This is a genomic window from Marinobacter sp. M1C, assembly GCF_023314135.1.
Classification (GTDB): domain Bacteria; phylum Pseudomonadota; class Gammaproteobacteria; order Pseudomonadales; family Oleiphilaceae; genus Marinobacter.
The window spans coordinates 348,377-364,738 of record NZ_CP092289.1 but is presented as its reverse complement, the minus strand read 5'-3'; the positions used below and the strand labels follow the sequence as shown (position 1 = coordinate 364,738).

Below are 16,362 nucleotides of genomic sequence, written 5' to 3'. Positions count from 1 at the left end.
CAGATTTGACCGGGGACAGACTTAAAGTCTGTCCCCTATCTTGCTCCTTGGATGCGGGGACAGATTTAAAATCTGTCCCCGGTCCTGAGAAGAAGCTTAAAAGTGAATCACCGTCCGAATGCTCTTCCCCTCATGCATCAGATCAAACGCTTTATTGATGTCTTCCAGCGGCATGTTGTGGGTAATAAACACGTCTAGCGGAATGTCGCCGCTCTCGGCTTTTGCCACATAGCCCGGCAGTTCCGTACGGCCTTTTACGCCACCAAAAGCAGAGCCTTTCCAGACTCGGCCGGTAACCAGCTGAAATGGGCGAGTGCTGATTTCCTGGCCGGCGCCAGCCACGCCGATGATGATGGATTCACCCCAGCCCTTATGGCAGCACTCCAGCGCAGAACGCATCAGCTGCACATTCCCCACGCATTCAAAGGAGTAGTCCACGCCGCCGTCGGTCATTTCGATGATCACGTCCTGAATAGGCTTGTCGTGATCTTTCGGATTGACCATATCGGTGGCGCCCAACTGCTTCGCGATGTCGAATTTTTCGGGGTTAATGTCAACAGCAATAATGCGCCCGGCTTTGGCCATTTTGGCGCCGATAATCGCGGCCAGGCCAATGCCACCCAAACCAAAGATTGCGACCGTATCTCCCTCTTTCACCTTGGCGGTATTGAGCACAGCACCAATGCCGGTCGTTACACCACAACCCAGCAGGCATACCTTATCCAAAGGCGCTTCTTTGGGGATTTTAGCCAGCGAAATTTCCGGCAGCACGGTGTATTCAGAGAAGGTTGAGCAGCCCATGTAGTGGTAAATAGGCTCGCCCTTGTAGCTGAAACGCGAAGTGCCATCGGGCATCACGCCTTTACCCTGGGTTGCGCGCACGGCGCCACACAAATTGGTCTTGCCAGAGGTGCAGAATTTACATTCGCCGCACTCGGCGGTATACAACGGGATAACGTGATCACCCACTTCCAGGTCTTTCACGCCCGGGCCCACGGCTTCAACGATGCCGCCACCTTCGTGGCCCAGAATGGTCGGGAACAGGCCTTCCGGGTCCGCGCCCGACAGGGTGTAGGCGTCGGTATGGCACACACCGGTGGCCACAATACGCACCAGAACTTCGCCTTCCTGGGGCGGTGCGACATCCACTTCTACAATTTCCAGCGGCTGATTGGCAGCAAAAGCCACGGCGGCACGGGATTTAATCACAGGACATCTCCTTGCAGGCAGAGTTAATGTTAGAGAGTTAAAAGTAGAGCGTTACGGTTATTCCGCATATCGAGAGTTTGACGTATTCTAGACGACCGGTCTAGTATGGATGCCATGACAACGAACGACACACGCAATCTTATTATTCAAACCGGCGCTGACCTTATCGGTACGAAAGGCTTTGGTGCGACCGGCATTAATGGCATCCTGACAGTTGCTGGCGTGCCGAAAGGCTCGTTCTATCACTATTTTAGCAGTAAAAATGACTTCGGCCTTGCAATCATTGACACCTTCGCCAAGGAATACGATGAAAAGCTGAACCAGATTCTTAACGACAGTAGTCGCCCCTGCGTTGACCGCCTGCGGGCCTACTTTGATACCGGCTTTGACAACATGACGAATTGCGACTGCACCCGTGGTTGCCTTATTGGCAATCTGGGACAGGAGCTTGCCGGGCAAGACGAGATATTCCGTGTTCGACTGGACAAGGTGTTCTGTGCTTGGGAAAAGCGTTTTGAACGCTGCATTGCCGAAGCGCAATCTGCCGGCGATATTGATGCGGGTATTGATCCTTCTGATGCTGCCAGCGTATTGCTGTCTGGCTGGGAAGGCGCGATCCTGAGATCCAAAGTTGTGAAATCGACAAAGCCGATGGAACGGTTTGTCCGCGTATTTTTCACCCAGTGCCTCGGCATTGTCTAATTTTTTTAGGACACCCGCTAGTAGACTGGTCTAATTAATATTAGTTAACCTGACAAGAGTATATTTTATGAGCAACCAAAAACTGAATGACCCGTTATTTCAGCCCTTGACTATGGGGGACCTGACACTGCCCAACCGGGTTCTGATGTCTCCACTAACGCGTTCACGCTCAAGCCAACCGGGCGATGTTCCGAATGCCATGAACGTGCATTATTACAAGCAGCGGGCCAGTGCCGGACTGATTCTGAGTGAAGCCACTCAGATATCACCACAGGGCAAGGGTTACGCTTTCACACCGGGCATTCATTCCCCGGAACAAGTTGATGGCTGGAAAAACATTACCGACGCGGTGCATCTTGCCGGTGGCCGTATCCACATGCAGCTGTGGCATGTAGGTCGCATCTCCCGCCCCGAACTGCAGCCGAATGGCCAGTTACCGGTTGCACCGTCTGCCATCAAACCGGAAGGCGCCAAAACCTATATCAGTGCCGATTCCGGCATGGTGGATGTGCTTGAGCCCCGGGCGCTGGAAACCCACGAGATGGCCGGCATTGTCGAACAGTATCGCCAGGGCGCCCTGAACGCACAAAAGGCAGGGTTTGACGGCGTTGAGGTTCACGCCGCCAATGGTTATCTGTTGGAGCAATTCATAAAAAGCGGCAGTAACCACCGCACCGACGAATACGGTGGCTCATTGGAAAATCGCCTGCGCCTGCCGCTGATGGTGATTGAAGCCGTCATTGATGTGTGGGGCAAAGACAAAGTGGGCGTTCGTGTCGGCCCGACCGGCAGCTTTAACGGCATGCACGATGACAACCCCATCGAAACCTTTACGGCCTTTGCCAAACACCTGAACGACTTGGGGATCGCTTATCTTGAGGTGGTAGAAGACTCGTTCCAGGGTAATCACGCCAGCGGTCGCCCGGAAGACATCATCGACGCAATTCGAGCTGCATATAAAGGCACTTACATCGCCAACGGCGCCTATACAGCTGAAGAAGCCCGCACGCGCATTAGCGAAGGCCGTTGCGACCTGGTCACCTTCGGCCGGCCGTTTATTGCCAACCCGGACCTGCCCGAGCGGTTCCGCCAGAACGCACCGCTCAACGAGTGGGATGACAGCACTTTCTACGGTGGCGGTGAACACGGCTATACCGATTACCCAACACTGCAAGAACTCGATATCAGTGCCTGATCAGAATTTTCTGATCAAAACAGGAGAAAAGTTATGAGCAACACTAACGATCCGATTAATGGCAAGATTGTCATCATCACAGGCGCCAGCAGCGGTTTGGGCGAGTCTACCGCCCGCCACCTGGCCGACCGTGGTGCCAAACTGGTACTGGCAGCCCGCAGGGAAGACCGTCTGAAGTCTTTGGCCGAAGAGCTGGAAGCAAAAGGTACAGAAGTCTTGTGGCAGGTCACCGATGTTACCGATCGCAAACAGGTCGAAAGTCTGGCTGCAGCAACCAAAAAGAAATTTGGCCGTATTGATGTTTTGATCAACAACGCTGGCCTTATGCCCCTGGCGCCGCTGGACGCCCTGAAGGTAGACGAGTGGGAACAGATGATCGACGTCAACATCAAGGGCGTTTTGTATGGTATTGCGGCCGTGCTGCCCACCATGCGCGAGCAACACAGCGGACACGTGATCAACTTGTCCTCGGTAGCCGGGCACAAAGTATTCCCGGGCGGTGCGGTTTACTGCGCAACTAAATACGCAGTCAGAGCCCTGTCTGAAGGCTTGCGCCTAGAAGCCGGTGACGAAATTCGCAGCACCAACATTTCACCGGGTGCAGTAGCCACCGAGCTGACCAGCACCATTACCGATCCCGATGCGGCAAAAGCGGCAGAGGAACTTTACAAGGTCGCGATCAGTGCCGATTCGGTTGCCCGCGCCATTGTCTACGCCATTGAGCAGCCCCATGACGTAGATATCAACGAGATCATCTTGCGTCCTACGGCTCAAGAACTGTAAACCCGCTTTCGAGCTGGTGAAGTTCCGGGCGCCGACCCTGTTGGCGCCCGGCAATACCCCCCGTCATATCCGAGACCTTCTGGTTTACATCCAGAATGGCACCCTCAGACTTAAACGAACCCTCACAGAAGCGTTGTGGATAATCCTTTTAACACACGGAAACGTAGTGTTATAACCACATGGGGATTAATGAGGATTTTACGTTGCGCACGCTTTATTGGTTTACCAGGGATCTTCGCTTACACGACAACGCCGCCTTGCTGGCAGCGTCCAAGTCGGACATGTTGCTGTGCGTTTACGTTGTGGAACCCCGATGGTTCAAACCCGGGCCGTTGCAGTGCAAAACCATGGGCCACCACCGCTGGCGCTTTTTATGGCAAAGCCTGATTGGGCTAGAACGCAGCCTGCGCGCCTTGGGCCAGCGCCTGCACATTGCCTGGGGCGATCCGGAAACCGTGATTCCTGCGTTGGCCCACAGCCACGCCATCAGCCGAATTGTGCGTTCGCGCCAGCCCGGTACCCGTGAAGCCGTGCAGTGGCAAACTCTTCAGGACAAACTCTCGAAAATTGCGTTCACGCAATACGAAACCCTTGGCCTGTTTACCGAAAGCCTGCTGCCGATGCCCTTGCAGGATTTGCCGGCAACCTTTTCCCAGTTTCGCAAACTGATCGAGAAAAAAGGCGACAGAGGGCCTGCGCGATTGCGCATCCCAACGGTAAAAATGCTGCCGCCAGCACCCGGTTTGCCAGACGATAACCGCGGTGAATGCCCTGCCATTCAGGAACCCACTCAGCCGTCAGCGTTTAGCGGCGGCGAGCAGGCCGGCCTGGCGCGCTTGCGGGATTTTTTAGCGGGCACTCACGCGATCGACACCTACAAAGAAACTCGCAATGCGCTGGACGACTGGAATTCATCCTCCAAGTTCTCGCCCTGGCTTGCCCATGGTTGCCTGTCAGCGCGCGAGGTTGCAGACAGCATCAGCCTGTATGAGCAGCAACACACCAGCAACGAATCCACGTACTGGCTTTGGTTTGAAGTTCTTTGGCGTGAATATTTTTACTGGTATGCATTGCGGCACGGGTCTGAGTTATTTCGCCGTGACGGTGTGCAGGGCAAGCGCCGGTCTGTGACTTTTTATGGCCACCGTTTCAAAGCCTGGTGCGAAGGCAACACTTCTTATCCGCTGGTGAATGCGGCCATGAATCAGCTGCGGGAGACCGGTTACATCAGCAACCGAAGCCGCCAACTGGTCGCTAGCTGCTTTATTAACGAGCTCGAGTTGGACTGGCGCTATGGCGCGGCCTGGTTTGAACAGCAATTGATCGATTATGATGTAGCCAGCAATTACGGGAACTGGCAGTATCTGGCGGGCGTGGGCGCCGATCCTCGCGGCCTGCGGAGATTCAATCTGGACAAGCAAGCCCAGCAATACGACCCGAACGGTACCTTTGTTGAGCGCTGGAACGGCCACGCCGAGCAGCCCGTGGGGCTGCACACCGTTGATGCGGCGGACTGGCCGCTTTCCTGACCCATCGGCCTTCAACCGGGACACGCTATGGCATTTATCAGTGAACGCACCGCTCGCAGGCAGCTGGAATCGGAGTCTGACAAAGTCAAACAAGCCGATATTCAACGCCTGTTAGAAAAGCAGCAAGCGGTAGAGGAAAAGGTCAAAAACAGTGGTAAGCTCGACCGGTTCACAACAGATATAAAACTAATGTTTTCGTTGGTGCGAGACTACTATAATGGTCGTTATCGCAGCATACCGTGGAAAAGTATCGCCGCCATTGTTGGCGCATTGATTTACGTGTTAAACCCACTGGACCTGATTCCAGACCTTATTCTATCCATCGGCTTCGTAGACGATGTAGGTGTGGTTGCCTTGTGCCTGAAACTGGTGGAGTCAGACCTGCACCGTTATGCAGCGTGGAAAGAACTGCAAGAAACAAACTGAAAAGGCCCGCGTAAAAACAGCCGCTAACACCGGCTCTTTCGATAACAACAACTTGAGTATTCTGGAGTTACTGTGGATTTTGCCACTCTTATTGGCCTGGTTGGCGCGATGATGTTGATCGTCTCGGCGGTTATTTTAGGCGTGTCACCAGACGTGTTTCTTAACGTCCCGGCGCTGCTGATTGTTATTGGCGGTAGTCTTTTGGTGGTTTTGGCCAAATTCAGTTTTCAGCAGTTTCTGGGCGCATTTAAAGCAGCGATCCGCGCTTTCAAGTTCAAACTTCCGGAAACCCGCGCAGCCATCGACGAGCTGGTAGATATTGCTAATGTGGCGCGGCGCCAGGGCGTGCTGGGCCTGGAAGGGCGCGAGGTAAGCTCGCCGTTTCTTGGTAACGGCATTCAGATGTTGGTCGACGGCCAGGACAGTGCCACCATCAAACAACTGCTCAATAAAGAGCAACTGATGACCCTGGAGCACAACCGCTCCGGAGCCAAGGTATTCACCGCCTTCGCAGACGTTGGTCCCGCCATGGGCATGATCGGCACGCTGATTGGCCTGGTGCAAATGCTGTCCAATATGGAAGACCCGAAATCCATTGGCCCTGCCATGGCGGTTGCGCTTCTAACCACGCTGTACGGTGCCATGTTGGCGACCATGATTGCCTCACCTATTGCCGACAAACTGTCATTGCGAATGATCCAGGAGGCCCGCATGCAGTCGCTCTATATAGACGCGCTGGGCGCTATTCAGGAAGGCGTTAACCCGCGAATTATCGAGCAGATGCTATCCAGTTATCTGTCTCCCAAAGAGCGCGATAAGGTATCTGAAGAAGCCACCGCGGCCACGGCAGACAGTTAACCGATGGAAGACTTCCCGGAAGAAGAGAAACCTGGCATCCCGGCGTGGGTTGTGACATTTGCCGACCTGATGTCGCTGTTGATGTGCTTTTTTGTGCTGTTACTGTCGTTTTCTGAAATCGACGCGCAGAAATTTAAACAGATTGCCGGCGAACTGTCCGCAGCCTTCGGTGTTCAGCGCGATGTGCCCGCGGTGGAAATGCCTATGGGCACCAGCATAATATTTGACAACTTTTCGTCGGCTCCGGCAGAGCCGACCGTAATCAATGAAATAAAGCAGACTACCACCGATCAGAAACCGAAAGTGGATACCCTGCGGGGCGCCGTCGATAGCGCCGCCACAGCTGCCGAGCAGAAAAAAATACAGGAGCAGCTGGAACAGCTGCGCAAGGTGCTAAAACCCGCGCTCAGCGACGGCCGCATCAACGTGACCCAAGAACAGCATCGTATTGTGATTCGAGTGGAAGAAAAAGGCTCGTTTCCGTCTGGATCGGCGAAGCTCACCTGGGAGTTCGAAAGCCTGCTGCTGGAAATGGCCGAAGTACTGGCCAGTATTCCGGGCGAATTGACGATAGAAGGCCACACCGACGATGTACCCATCCGTACTGACCGATTTTACAGCAACTGGGACTTGTCCGCCGCCCGCGCCGCCTCAGTGGCCAACGCGTTACTGGCAAGCGGAGCCGTCGCGCCTAGTCGGCTGGCGGTAAAAGGCTTGGCGGATACCGCGGCACGGGTAGAAAACGATTCACCCGAGAACAGGGCGAAAAACCGTCGGGTTGAAATCATTATTGACCTGTCTGACCCCTTGGAAGAACAAGAAATTCAACTGCGCGACATCATCGACGGCCAGCTACCGGGTCAGGATGCGGTGATCGACATGCAATCCGGGCCGGTTCCGGTAGAAAGCATCACCTGGTAAACAACCGCCTATCACGGTGAACCGCGGTACCCGGTCAGTTCCATATAGCCCTCACCACTGTGGCTGCCAGACACGCTCACCGGGCTTTCCCAATAGGGAAAGAGCCCGTTATTGATATAGCGGCCGGCAGGTGCCGCCAGATTAATATCCACCTGATATTGCGGTATCTGCAGGCGCCATAGATTGGGCGTAGCACCACTGAAACCCAGCGCTGTCAGGCTAAGCGCATCAGGCGGCAATGCCACCGGCTCGCCGGACTCTGGAATCCAGGTACCCGAAAGAAACCCACCGTCCTGCTGCCGCAACTGAAACGCCATCACCTTATCGCCCGAATCCAGGTGCAGGGCAAACCAGTCCCAGCCCTGCTGCCCGGTTTTTAGAAACTGGCTGCTCCACTCCCGATCAAACCATCCCCTGCCAGTCACCGTTTGGGTTTCGCCATTGAGGGTCAGCTCACCGCTGATGGAGATGTCGACCAGGCTGAAATACATTGAGCCCTCACCGCTTGCAGATTTTGCACTGAAGCCCTGATCGCCATGGGCTACCGGCTCGCCCTGAACTCGCAATGACAGATCGTACCCCCACTCGGGCGTGTTCACCTGCAGGCGCAAAGCACCGTCAGGCTGTTGGGTCAGTTGCCAGTCATCAAGCCAGACGTCTAGCGGGCTGGCCACAGCTCCGGCCTGGCCAATGTCGCCGCGGGCGAATTTTTCGGCAAACCGGTGTTCACCTTCAAGACTGACCGCCGCGTGGGCCATCCAGGCTGCCTGCAACGGCCACAGTTCTGCTGCCGGCGGTTCTTCTGACGCAGGGCGCCGCTCAATAGCCTGGCGAAACTGGGTCCACTGCACGCCCACCGGCTCGCCGTCTGCGGTTTTCAAATTGGCCGTTAAATACCACCATTCAATACGGTGTTGCGGATGCTGGCCCCAGTCATCGGGAAAATGCAACCGATCCCCCGGCCCTGGCTGCAAGAAGGCTTCACTCTGACTGCCGTCGCCGGCCTGAGCCAGGCCGGCGAAACCACCCGTATCTGGCTCTTGCGAACACCCGGCCACCAGCACAGTGGTGAATAACAGCAGAAAAGTCGCGGCTTTTTGCCAAAGGCCTGTGGGCCATTTCTGTGTTTTTATCATCGCTCATCACCCTGCAGGCTGGCAGCGGAAACCGGTTTTGGGCCGCTACCGCCAAGCTGGCTGCGCATCAGCAACGTGATGCTGAGCCCGATCAACACACTCACAACCCCCAGTTGAAGCCAGAACCCGGGATAGATAGCCATGGGTAAAGACCAGCCAAAGGCCAATGGATTAATTCGGTGCACCAGAACCCAGGTCAACCAGACGCCCAGGGGCAATGCCAAAAGGGTAATCGATAGGGTCAGGGTAAGCGCCAATCGGCCCAACTGCATCAGAACCTGGCGTCGTGTTAATCCCCAAACCTGAAGCAAGCGGAAATACCAAGCCCGGGTGCTGAAAAACACCCAGCCCATAATCAGCAAGGCAACCGCCGCCAACACCAAAGTGACAAAGGTCATGGCGCGGGTCAGCAAAAACGTCTGGTCAAACACCGCATCGGCCAGTTCGCGAACGCGCTTGTTATCACGCACCCGCACACTGTCTACCTGCCAAAGCCGTTGAAGGCCATCGGTTATCAGCGCAATGTCGATTACACCTGGGCTGATCGAAAAACTTTCAAACGCCGGCACGAACTCGTTCGGCAAGAGTTCAAGATTGATCAACACTTCCCCGGCTGGGCGGCCGTAATCCGCATAAATCGCCAGCACCGGCAGTTCAAGGCGGGTGTCCGCCAATGTCAGCACCAAGGTATCCCCTACCGCCAGCGGGTAACGACGCGCCAGTTGCTCGTTCACCATAACGCCTTCACCTGCGGCAAAGCCCTGCCAGGGCTGGTCACCGGCGGCCTGCAGGCTCCACATGGTCAGCAGCGGGCTAACGGGCCCTAATGCAAGCAAGTCAACCGCCTGCGCTTTTCTGTTCATTTTTGGAGCAGTCATTTCTGGAGCAGTCATTTCTGGAGCAGTCATTTCTGGATCCGCCATTTTTGGATCCGCCGTTGCTGGGTTATTCGACGCTGCAGGTAGTTTCGCTACGCCGCGCACCACTTGATGCCAGTCACCGCTTTGCGCCAGCTCCGGCTGCGCAGCCAGCCACTGCGCGGCCGCATTCGCACTGGCGCCGGAGGGCACTTCAATAAAATAATCGGCGGCCAGGCGTTGGCCCAGCCACTCGTCAAAGGTGGCTTCAAACACTGTTACCAGTGCCTGCACCGCCAACACCATCGCCAGCGCAAACTGCAGCGCGACTAAAGGCAAGGCCAGCCTGCGGGCCATAACTCCAAGCTCGGTGTGGCGCCAGCGCGCTAATGGCTCCCGCGTTTTCCGGGCAAGGGTGGCAGACAGCGCGGCAATGGCAAATGGCGCGGCAATACCGGTAGCGGCAAACACCAGCGCGACCGCGACAAACACCAGCGGCAGCGACTGCGCGAGCAGCGCCATCGCCAGGCCTGCCACAGCCAAAGGCATCGCCAACCAAGGCCACGGGCTCACTCCAAATCCAAACCCAGTTAAAAGCTTCGCCGGTAGGGCAAACGGCCACGCGGCCGCCATGCGCAGCAGCAGTGCCCGCACATTCTGCGCCAGGCACACCGCCAGCACGATGGCCATCATGGTCAGTATCGGCGTCAGCCAGTTTTCTGCCTGGCCGGCGTACAGCGGCGTATCGAACAGGCTGTCCAAAGCCTGACCAAAACCACCGCCCACGCTGCCCGCTAGCAAGCGCCCCAGCCACACACCCGGCACCACGCTCAGCAGCGCCAGCAGTAGAATTTCGACCAGTAATACCCGGTTAATGGCTGACGGCATAACGCCAAACCGCTGCAGCAGGGCAAAGCTGTCACGGCGCTGGGCCATGCCCAATTGGTACACGCTGCGCAGCAGCAAGGCCGTAATCAACAGCACCAAAAATCCCAGAGCGTCCAGATTCAGCAAAAAGCTTTCGCCCAGTTCGCCGGTGTCCGGACCTAATGAGAAACCTGTCATCCGGTAATCTGCGGGCAACGCAGAAGCAGGCTTAGGCGGCACAATTAACAGGCTAAACCTTACGTTACGTGAGGCGACGTTTTGCGCCAACGCGGCGGCTTCGCTGATGTCGATAAAGGGCTCACCGTTTAGCGTCGGGACCCAGGCTGGCTCAGGTTTTTTAGGTGGTTCAAGGCTGTTATCGTCCGTCGATGGGGTAGCTCGCGCAAAGCAACCAGCGGCCAGCGGGTCTACCCCTACCAACCGGCCGGCCTGCCCCTGGCGTTCCACTTCCAGCCAGGGCATTACGCACAGGCCGGCACGGCGTAGAGTTACAAAATCAGCCACCGTCAGCGCCTGGCCATCAACGCGCTCTACCTGACTGCGTGCGGCAACAGCCTGCTCGCTTTGGCCCAAGCTGGCTCGCGCCTGAGTCGTCAGGTGGTTCACGCCGGTCCACAGCATGGTGGCCAGCATAATCATCAACGCCAACGCCAGCAGTTGCAGCGGGTGGCGGCGATAATGGCTGAACAAGGCGGAAAACAGATTTAAAAACTGGGACGCTGGAAGCAGGAACATCGACGCTAAGCCCCCAGTTGAGCAAGGTCCAGGCGCTGGCCACAGCGCGCGGCCAATGCCGGATCGTGGGTGGCAAGCACCAGCGCGCAGCCGCTGGCGGCTTGCTGGTAAAACAGCTCATCTGCCACTTCAAGAGCGGTGCGGGCGTCCAGACTGCCGGTAGGCTCGTCTGCCAGTATCAGTGACGGGCGCATGGCAAACACCATGGCCAAAGCCGCGCGCTGGCGCTGGCCGCCGGATACCTGGTCCGGGTAGCGCTGCGCCAACTCGCCAATGCCCAGACGCTTCAACCAGTCGCCGCAATGCTGATCGCTTTGCCCTGCAAGACTGGCCCGCAGGCGCACGTTGTCCAGCAACGACAACGCCGGCATCAGGTTAGCCTCCTGAAACACCACGCCAATACGCTGGCGCCGCAGTCTGGCCCAGCGTTGCTGGCCTGCCCCGTTTGCGCTCGAATCCGCCGCAAAGTGTTCACCCGCGATGCTCACAAAGCCGGCGTCGGGCTGCTCCAAACCGCACAGAATGTTCAACAGGGTGCTTTTGCCAGAGCCGGAGCGACCCATCAGCGCCAAGGATTCGCCCTGCGCCAGAGTCAGCTCCAAGCCAGACAGCACGTTCACCGTTTGCCCGGCGCTGGCAAAATGCTTACCTAGACCACGTACTTTCAGTAACGGCTCAGTCATGCTGGCTCCCTGGCCCACCAGGCCCTTAGTTGCTCAAGATAAGACAGCAGCGCCGGAATCACCAGCAGCACCAACAAGGTGGACAATCCCAAGCCAAAGGCAATAGAGGTCGCCATGGGAATCAGGAACTGAGCCTGCAAAGAGGTCTCAAACAGTAGTGGCAACAGCCCACCAATAGTGGTCAGCGACGTCAGCAATACCGCACGCACCCGCTGCACCACGGCTTCGTTCAGGGCTGCGTCAACGCCCAGCCCCGCTTCCCGCTGCTGGTTGTAAAACGACACCAGTATGATGGCGTTGTTCACCACAATGCCCGACAGGCCAAATAATCCAAACAGTGACAACACCGTTAACTGCAAGCCCATTAACCAGTGCCCAAGAATGGCACCCACCAATGCAAAGGGAATAATAGCCATTACGATCAGCGGCAGGCTCCAGGAGGCAAATATCCAGGCCAGGATCACGTACATCAAGGCGACGCCGATAATCAAGCCGGTTTTCATATCATCAATGGTTTCGCGCTGGTCGGCGGAGCGGCCTTCGAAGCTGTAACGCACGTTATAGCGGCTGACGATGGCGGGCAGCGCTTCGGCTTCCAGGCTTGCAATAACATCGCTGGTGGTGCTGACGTCTGTGTTCAGCGACGCTGACACTTCTACCGCCAGCACGCCATCGGCGTGGCGCAGGACCTCAAAGCCCTGCCGGTGATCCAACATCACCACCTGAGTAAGCGGCACAAAACGGCCATCAGGCACGCGGATGGTGATTTGCGACAGGGTGGCAAGGCGCTCGCGCTGATATATCGGCAGCTGCACCCGCACTTCCATTTCATCGCGACCGTCCTGATAGATCTGCGCAACCCGACCATCAAAAGCAGCTCTCAGTTGGCGCCCCAGATCGGTGGTGGTAAGGCCCAGAGCTTCGCCCCAGGGGCTAACCTGATAGATCAACTGTTCGCGACCCCACGGCATATCGTCTTCTGCGTCCAGCACACCCGGTAACACCGCCAGTGCCTGCACCACTTCTTCAGCAGCAAGCTTCAAACGGGTCGCATCCGGGCCGGTCAGGCGCACATTAATATCGCGACCCGGCGGACCGGCTTCACGCTCGGTAATGCTCAGGTTCTCTAACCCTGCCGGCAGCAACAGGCTCGCCCGCAACTCACTGATAAATTCTGGATTGCGCACGCTACGTTGGTCTGACGGTACCAGCTCGATCATCATTGAACCGAGCTCTTCACCACTGCGGGAACTGCCTCCCGCGCCCAGGGTACCTCCACGGGTGACCACCGAGTGCAATATCAGGTTGCCGCCCAAAGCCTGCTCAGTGGCGTTAATGCTCTGCGCCATGTCGACCATAAACTGGTCAACCCGGCGGCTGTCGGTGCCGGCCACAAAGCTGGCGTTAGCGTAGAGCACCGAAGGCTCGGGGGTGGGAAAGAAGTTAAAACCAATGCGACCGCCACTCAACAGACCAACGGTCATGATCGCAATCGCCATTGCCCCGGTCATAGTCAGCCCGCGGTGACGCAAACTGAAGTGCGAGAGGCGGCGAAAACGACCTTCGCGAAACTGTTCAAAGTGGCGTTCGAAGCCGGCACGAAAGCGTCCGATGCCGGCACCGGGCGCCCGCAGCCATTTAGCGGCCGCATTGCGGCTGACCGGCTTCACTTCAGGAATAATAAAAGCGTGGCGCAGGTGGGCAGGCAGCACCACAAAGCACTCCAGCAATGATGCAACCAGCACACAAATCATCACCAGCGGAATATCGCCCAGAATATTGCCAATCACCCCGCCCACAATTAATAAAGGCGTAAACGCCGCCACCGTGGTCAGTGATGACGCCAGCACCGGCCACACCATGCGCTTTGCGGCGCCCTCGGCCGCCGCCATAGACGGCTGCCCCATCCGGGCGTGAGCGTCGGCGTCTTCGCCTACCACGATGGCGTCATCCACGATAATCCCCAGCGCCATGATCAACGCAAACAGCGAGATCATATTAATACTGCCGCCCAGCAGCCAGAGGATGGCCAAAGCCGCCAAAAAAGCCGTAGGAATACCCACCGCCACCCACCAGGCCACGCGCCCGGGCAAGAACAGATACAGCAGCAAGACTACCAACAATAACCCGCTCAGGCCGTTGCTTGTCAGCAGCGAAATTCGGTCATCCAGCAGTTGCCAGGTTTCGTCGTATACCTCCAGCTGCAGGTTGGGTGGCAAGGTGGCGCGGGTTTCGGCTAACCATTGTTGCAGCGCATCGGCGGCTTCCAGCGAATCGCCGTTTTCAGACCGCTGCAATTGCAGCTCCACGGCTGGAAAATCGTTGCGGGTCAGGGTTAACGGGCTATCGCGGGATTCCTGGCGGATGCTGGCAATGTCTCCCAGCCGTAGCTGAATACGATCACCGCTGAGCAGCGGAATCTGGCCAAACTGTTCCGGGCTGCGCGCCTGTTCCACCGCACGCAATTCGCGGGTGGCGTCCTGCTGGCCCAACAAACCGGCGGGCAAGTCACGGGACACCGCGGCCACACGATCAGCGATCTGTTCCAGCGTCAGACCCAGAGTTTCCAGGCGTTCCACCGGCACATCAATGCTGATTTGTTGTTCTGGCAGGCCGCGAATAGACACTCTGTCGATACCGCGCTGTAGCAATTCGTCTTCAAAACGGTAGCTCATGTGGCGCAGTTCGTCGGCGTCTACGTCGCCATACAGCAGCAGGCGCGCCACCGGCTCGTAGCGTTCAATTCGGCTCACCCGCGGATCTTCGGCTTCTGCTGGCAGATTGTTGAACTCATCTACCCGTTGGCGGGTATCGTCTAAAGCCTGAATCGGGTCGGTGCCCTCCTGAAATTCGAGGGTGATGGACGACACACTCTGGGCCGACGTAGACGTCATCTTTTTCAGCCCCTGAACGCTGCGCAAGCGCTGCTCCAGGGGGTTGGTAATGCCTTGTTCGATGTCTTCAGCGGAGGCGCCGCTCCACACCACCCTTACGCTGACCACATCCAGCGCGAAGGTGGGGAAAAATTGCACGTTCATGCGGGTCAGCGCCAGCGTACCGCCCAGCAACATCACCAGCATGACCAGATTGGCCGCCAGCCGATGATGCACAAAAAAGCCTATCACGCCGCGGCGAGGCGGTGCAGTACCAGAACCGTTACTTTCAGGCTGTTCCGTTGCGAGCCTATCGGTCACCGGCTCTGCGCTCCGGCAATGTCCACTTTCAGCCCGCTCATGGCGTTTGGCAGATGAGTGGTAATGATGCGCATGTCCACTTGCAGTTCGGCGCTGCGCACCAGCAGGTTGCGAGCATCGTCACGCTGGGCATCATCGCTACGGGCCTCGCCTACCCGCTCGACCCGCAAGCGCTGTAGGCGTGAATCATCATCCACCGCGTACAAGGTATCGGCACCGTAAAGTGCGCTGTAAGGCACACTTAGCACCTGCTTTTGCTCAGGGCGCTGCAAGGTCACTGGCAGCAAACTGCCCGGGCGCAGGCCGTACACCACGCCCTCAGCCACCAGTATCGCTTCGGTGCCGGCAGCACTGCCAATACCGGCAAAGCGCACCAGAATAAATTCGTAGCGATCGTCTTCGGTCGTCGCCCTGAGCTGCTCACCGCGGTTCAGGGCTTGCTGCAACTCCCCAACAAACACGTCAGGCACCCTTGCCCGCAACTCAAGCCCCTGGCGCGGGTATAAACTCAGTAACGCCTGATTTTTGCTAACGCGGTCGCCAGCGGCCACCTGCACATCGGTGATCACACCGTCAAACGGCGCAATAACCTGCGCCCGTCCGGCATCCCGCTCGACACTCTGAAGGTTGGCGTCAGCCTTGGCCAGCCGTGCCTGCAGGCTGGCCAAGCGCGCCGGGTGTTCAGCCAATGTACGCTGGCGCATGCTGACGGTTAGCTCGGCGCGAGCATAGGCGTCGGTAACACCGTCTAAGGCTTCGCGGGAGGTAAGGTTGCGTTTAAGCAGAGACTCATTGCGTTCCAACTGGCGCTGCGCGCTGGCCAGAATGGACTGCTCACTTTTCAATGCACGCTGATCGTTGCCGTGGCGCAGCTGTTCGGCGTCGATTTGCGCCTGCAAATCCGTCACTTCGGCTTGCGCCTGGGCCAGGACTGGCGCCACATCGGCGTCATCCAGGGCTATTAACAGCGTGCCGGCGGCAACCGCTTGGCCTTCCGACACCGGGCGTTGCGCGATCTGCCCGGCCAAAGCTGCCGTTACGGTCAGCTGTTGCGGAGCCACGACCTGTCCATACAACGGCAACAGCGGCGTAGCGTTAATCAATTCAGCACTTTGCACGGCCACTAACCAAGCGCGCTCCTGGGCTTCAGCCTGAACGGGTTCCGGGCGGGTCATTCGCAATATCATGAACACAGCAATGGCCAGCAGCAGAACAAGCCAGGGCAAAAATCGTTTTATCATCGGGT

Annotated in this window: 13 protein-coding genes; 7 read left to right on the top strand and 6 right to left on the bottom strand. The window is 57.3% G+C overall.

The genetic code is table 11. The features are described from left to right. Positions 1 to 96: 96 nt before the first annotated feature. On the bottom strand, positions 97 to 1,209 hold the full coding sequence (locus MIH19_RS01650; RefSeq protein WP_249007259.1) for an S-(hydroxymethyl)glutathione dehydrogenase/class III alcohol dehydrogenase: 1,113 nt from the start codon (positions 1,207 to 1,209) through the stop codon (positions 97 to 99). A 114-nt stretch (positions 1,210 to 1,323) separates the two neighbouring features. On the opposite strand from MIH19_RS01650, the gene MIH19_RS01645 reads away from it, so the two are divergent. The 7 genes from MIH19_RS01645 to MIH19_RS01615 all read left to right on the top strand — a co-directional run bounded on the left by MIH19_RS01645 (position 1,324) and on the right by MIH19_RS01615 (position 7,623). Continuing rightward, positions 1,324 to 1,911 (top strand): TetR/AcrR family transcriptional regulator, encoded by a 588-nt coding sequence (locus MIH19_RS01645; RefSeq protein ID WP_249007258.1) that lies wholly within the window; start codon positions 1,324 to 1,326, stop codon positions 1,909 to 1,911. 67 nt (positions 1,912 to 1,978) lie between these two features. Further along, on the top strand, positions 1,979 to 3,106 hold the full coding sequence (locus MIH19_RS01640) for an alkene reductase (protein ID WP_249007257.1): 1,128 nt from the start codon (positions 1,979 to 1,981) through the stop codon (positions 3,104 to 3,106). Between the two features lie 33 nt (positions 3,107 to 3,139). Then, the gene (locus tag MIH19_RS01635) at positions 3,140 to 3,889 is read left to right on the top strand and encodes an SDR family oxidoreductase (RefSeq protein ID WP_249007256.1); all 750 of its coding nucleotides are present in this window, start codon (positions 3,140 to 3,142) and stop codon (positions 3,887 to 3,889) included. Between the two features lie 203 nt (positions 3,890 to 4,092). Beyond that, positions 4,093 to 5,418: a DASH family cryptochrome gene (locus MIH19_RS01630; protein WP_249007255.1), complete on the top strand. Its 1,326-nt coding sequence runs from the start codon at positions 4,093 to 4,095 to the stop codon at positions 5,416 to 5,418. Between the two features lie 27 nt (positions 5,419 to 5,445). Then, positions 5,446 to 5,844, top strand: a complete 399-nt coding sequence (locus MIH19_RS01625; RefSeq protein ID WP_249007254.1) for a YkvA family protein — start codon at positions 5,446 to 5,448, stop codon at positions 5,842 to 5,844. Positions 5,845 to 5,916: 72 nt separating this feature from the next. Next, positions 5,917 to 6,702, top strand: coding sequence for a MotA/TolQ/ExbB proton channel family protein (locus tag MIH19_RS01620; RefSeq protein WP_249007253.1), 786 nt, complete (start codon positions 5,917 to 5,919; stop codon positions 6,700 to 6,702). 3 nt (positions 6,703 to 6,705) lie between these two features. Then, positions 6,706 to 7,623: a flagellar motor protein MotB gene (locus tag MIH19_RS01615; protein WP_249007252.1), complete on the top strand. Its 918-nt coding sequence runs from the start codon at positions 6,706 to 6,708 to the stop codon at positions 7,621 to 7,623. Between the two features lie 11 nt (positions 7,624 to 7,634). On the opposite strand, the gene MIH19_RS01610 is transcribed toward MIH19_RS01615, so the two are convergent. The 5 genes from MIH19_RS01610 to MIH19_RS01590 are packed head-to-tail and all read right to left on the bottom strand — an operon-like array spanning position 7,635 to position 16,357. Then, positions 7,635 to 8,759, bottom strand: a complete 1,125-nt coding sequence (locus tag MIH19_RS01610; RefSeq protein ID WP_249007251.1) for a lipocalin-like domain-containing protein — start codon at positions 8,757 to 8,759, stop codon at positions 7,635 to 7,637. Further along, positions 8,756 to 11,239, bottom strand: a complete 2,484-nt coding sequence (locus MIH19_RS01605; protein WP_249007250.1) for an ABC transporter permease — start codon at positions 11,237 to 11,239, stop codon at positions 8,756 to 8,758. Before MIH19_RS01605 ends, MIH19_RS01610 begins: the two co-directional genes overlap by 4 nt. A gap of 5 nt (positions 11,240 to 11,244) precedes the next feature. Continuing rightward, positions 11,245 to 11,922, bottom strand: coding sequence for an ATP-binding cassette domain-containing protein (locus tag MIH19_RS01600; RefSeq protein ID WP_249007249.1), 678 nt, complete (start codon positions 11,920 to 11,922; stop codon positions 11,245 to 11,247). Then, positions 11,919 to 15,116, bottom strand: coding sequence for an efflux RND transporter permease subunit (locus MIH19_RS01595; RefSeq protein ID WP_249007248.1), 3,198 nt, complete (start codon positions 15,114 to 15,116; stop codon positions 11,919 to 11,921). Before MIH19_RS01595 ends, MIH19_RS01600 begins: the two co-directional genes overlap by 4 nt. Next, entirely contained in the window at positions 15,113 to 16,357 is a 1,245-nt protein-coding gene (locus MIH19_RS01590; protein ID WP_249007247.1) for an HlyD family efflux transporter periplasmic adaptor subunit, read from the bottom strand. The genes MIH19_RS01595 and MIH19_RS01590 overlap by 4 nt, the downstream gene beginning before the upstream one ends. Positions 16,358 to 16,362 lie beyond the last annotated feature (5 nt).

Coding starts and splice junctions, on each gene's coding strand:
- MIH19_RS01645 (WP_249007258.1), top strand. CDS start 1,324: ATGACAACGAACGACACACGCAATCTTATTATTCAAACCGGCGCTGAC.
- MIH19_RS01640 (WP_249007257.1), top strand. CDS start 1,979: ATGAGCAACCAAAAACTGAATGACCCGTTATTTCAGCCCTTGACTATG.
- MIH19_RS01635 (WP_249007256.1), top strand. CDS start 3,140: ATGAGCAACACTAACGATCCGATTAATGGCAAGATTGTCATCATCACA.
- MIH19_RS01625 (WP_249007254.1), top strand. CDS start 5,446: ATGGCATTTATCAGTGAACGCACCGCTCGCAGGCAGCTGGAATCGGAG.
- MIH19_RS01615 (WP_249007252.1), top strand. CDS start 6,706: ATGGAAGACTTCCCGGAAGAAGAGAAACCTGGCATCCCGGCGTGGGTT.
- MIH19_RS01610 (WP_249007251.1), bottom strand. CDS start 8,759: ATGATAAAAACACAGAAATGGCCCACAGGCCTTTGGCAAAAAGCCGCG.
- MIH19_RS01605 (WP_249007250.1), bottom strand. CDS start 11,239: ATGTTCCTGCTTCCAGCGTCCCAGTTTTTAAATCTGTTTTCCGCCTTG.
- MIH19_RS01600 (WP_249007249.1), bottom strand. CDS start 11,922: ATGACTGAGCCGTTACTGAAAGTACGTGGTCTAGGTAAGCATTTTGCC.
- MIH19_RS01590 (WP_249007247.1), bottom strand. CDS start 16,357: ATGATAAAACGATTTTTGCCCTGGCTTGTTCTGCTGCTGGCCATTGCT.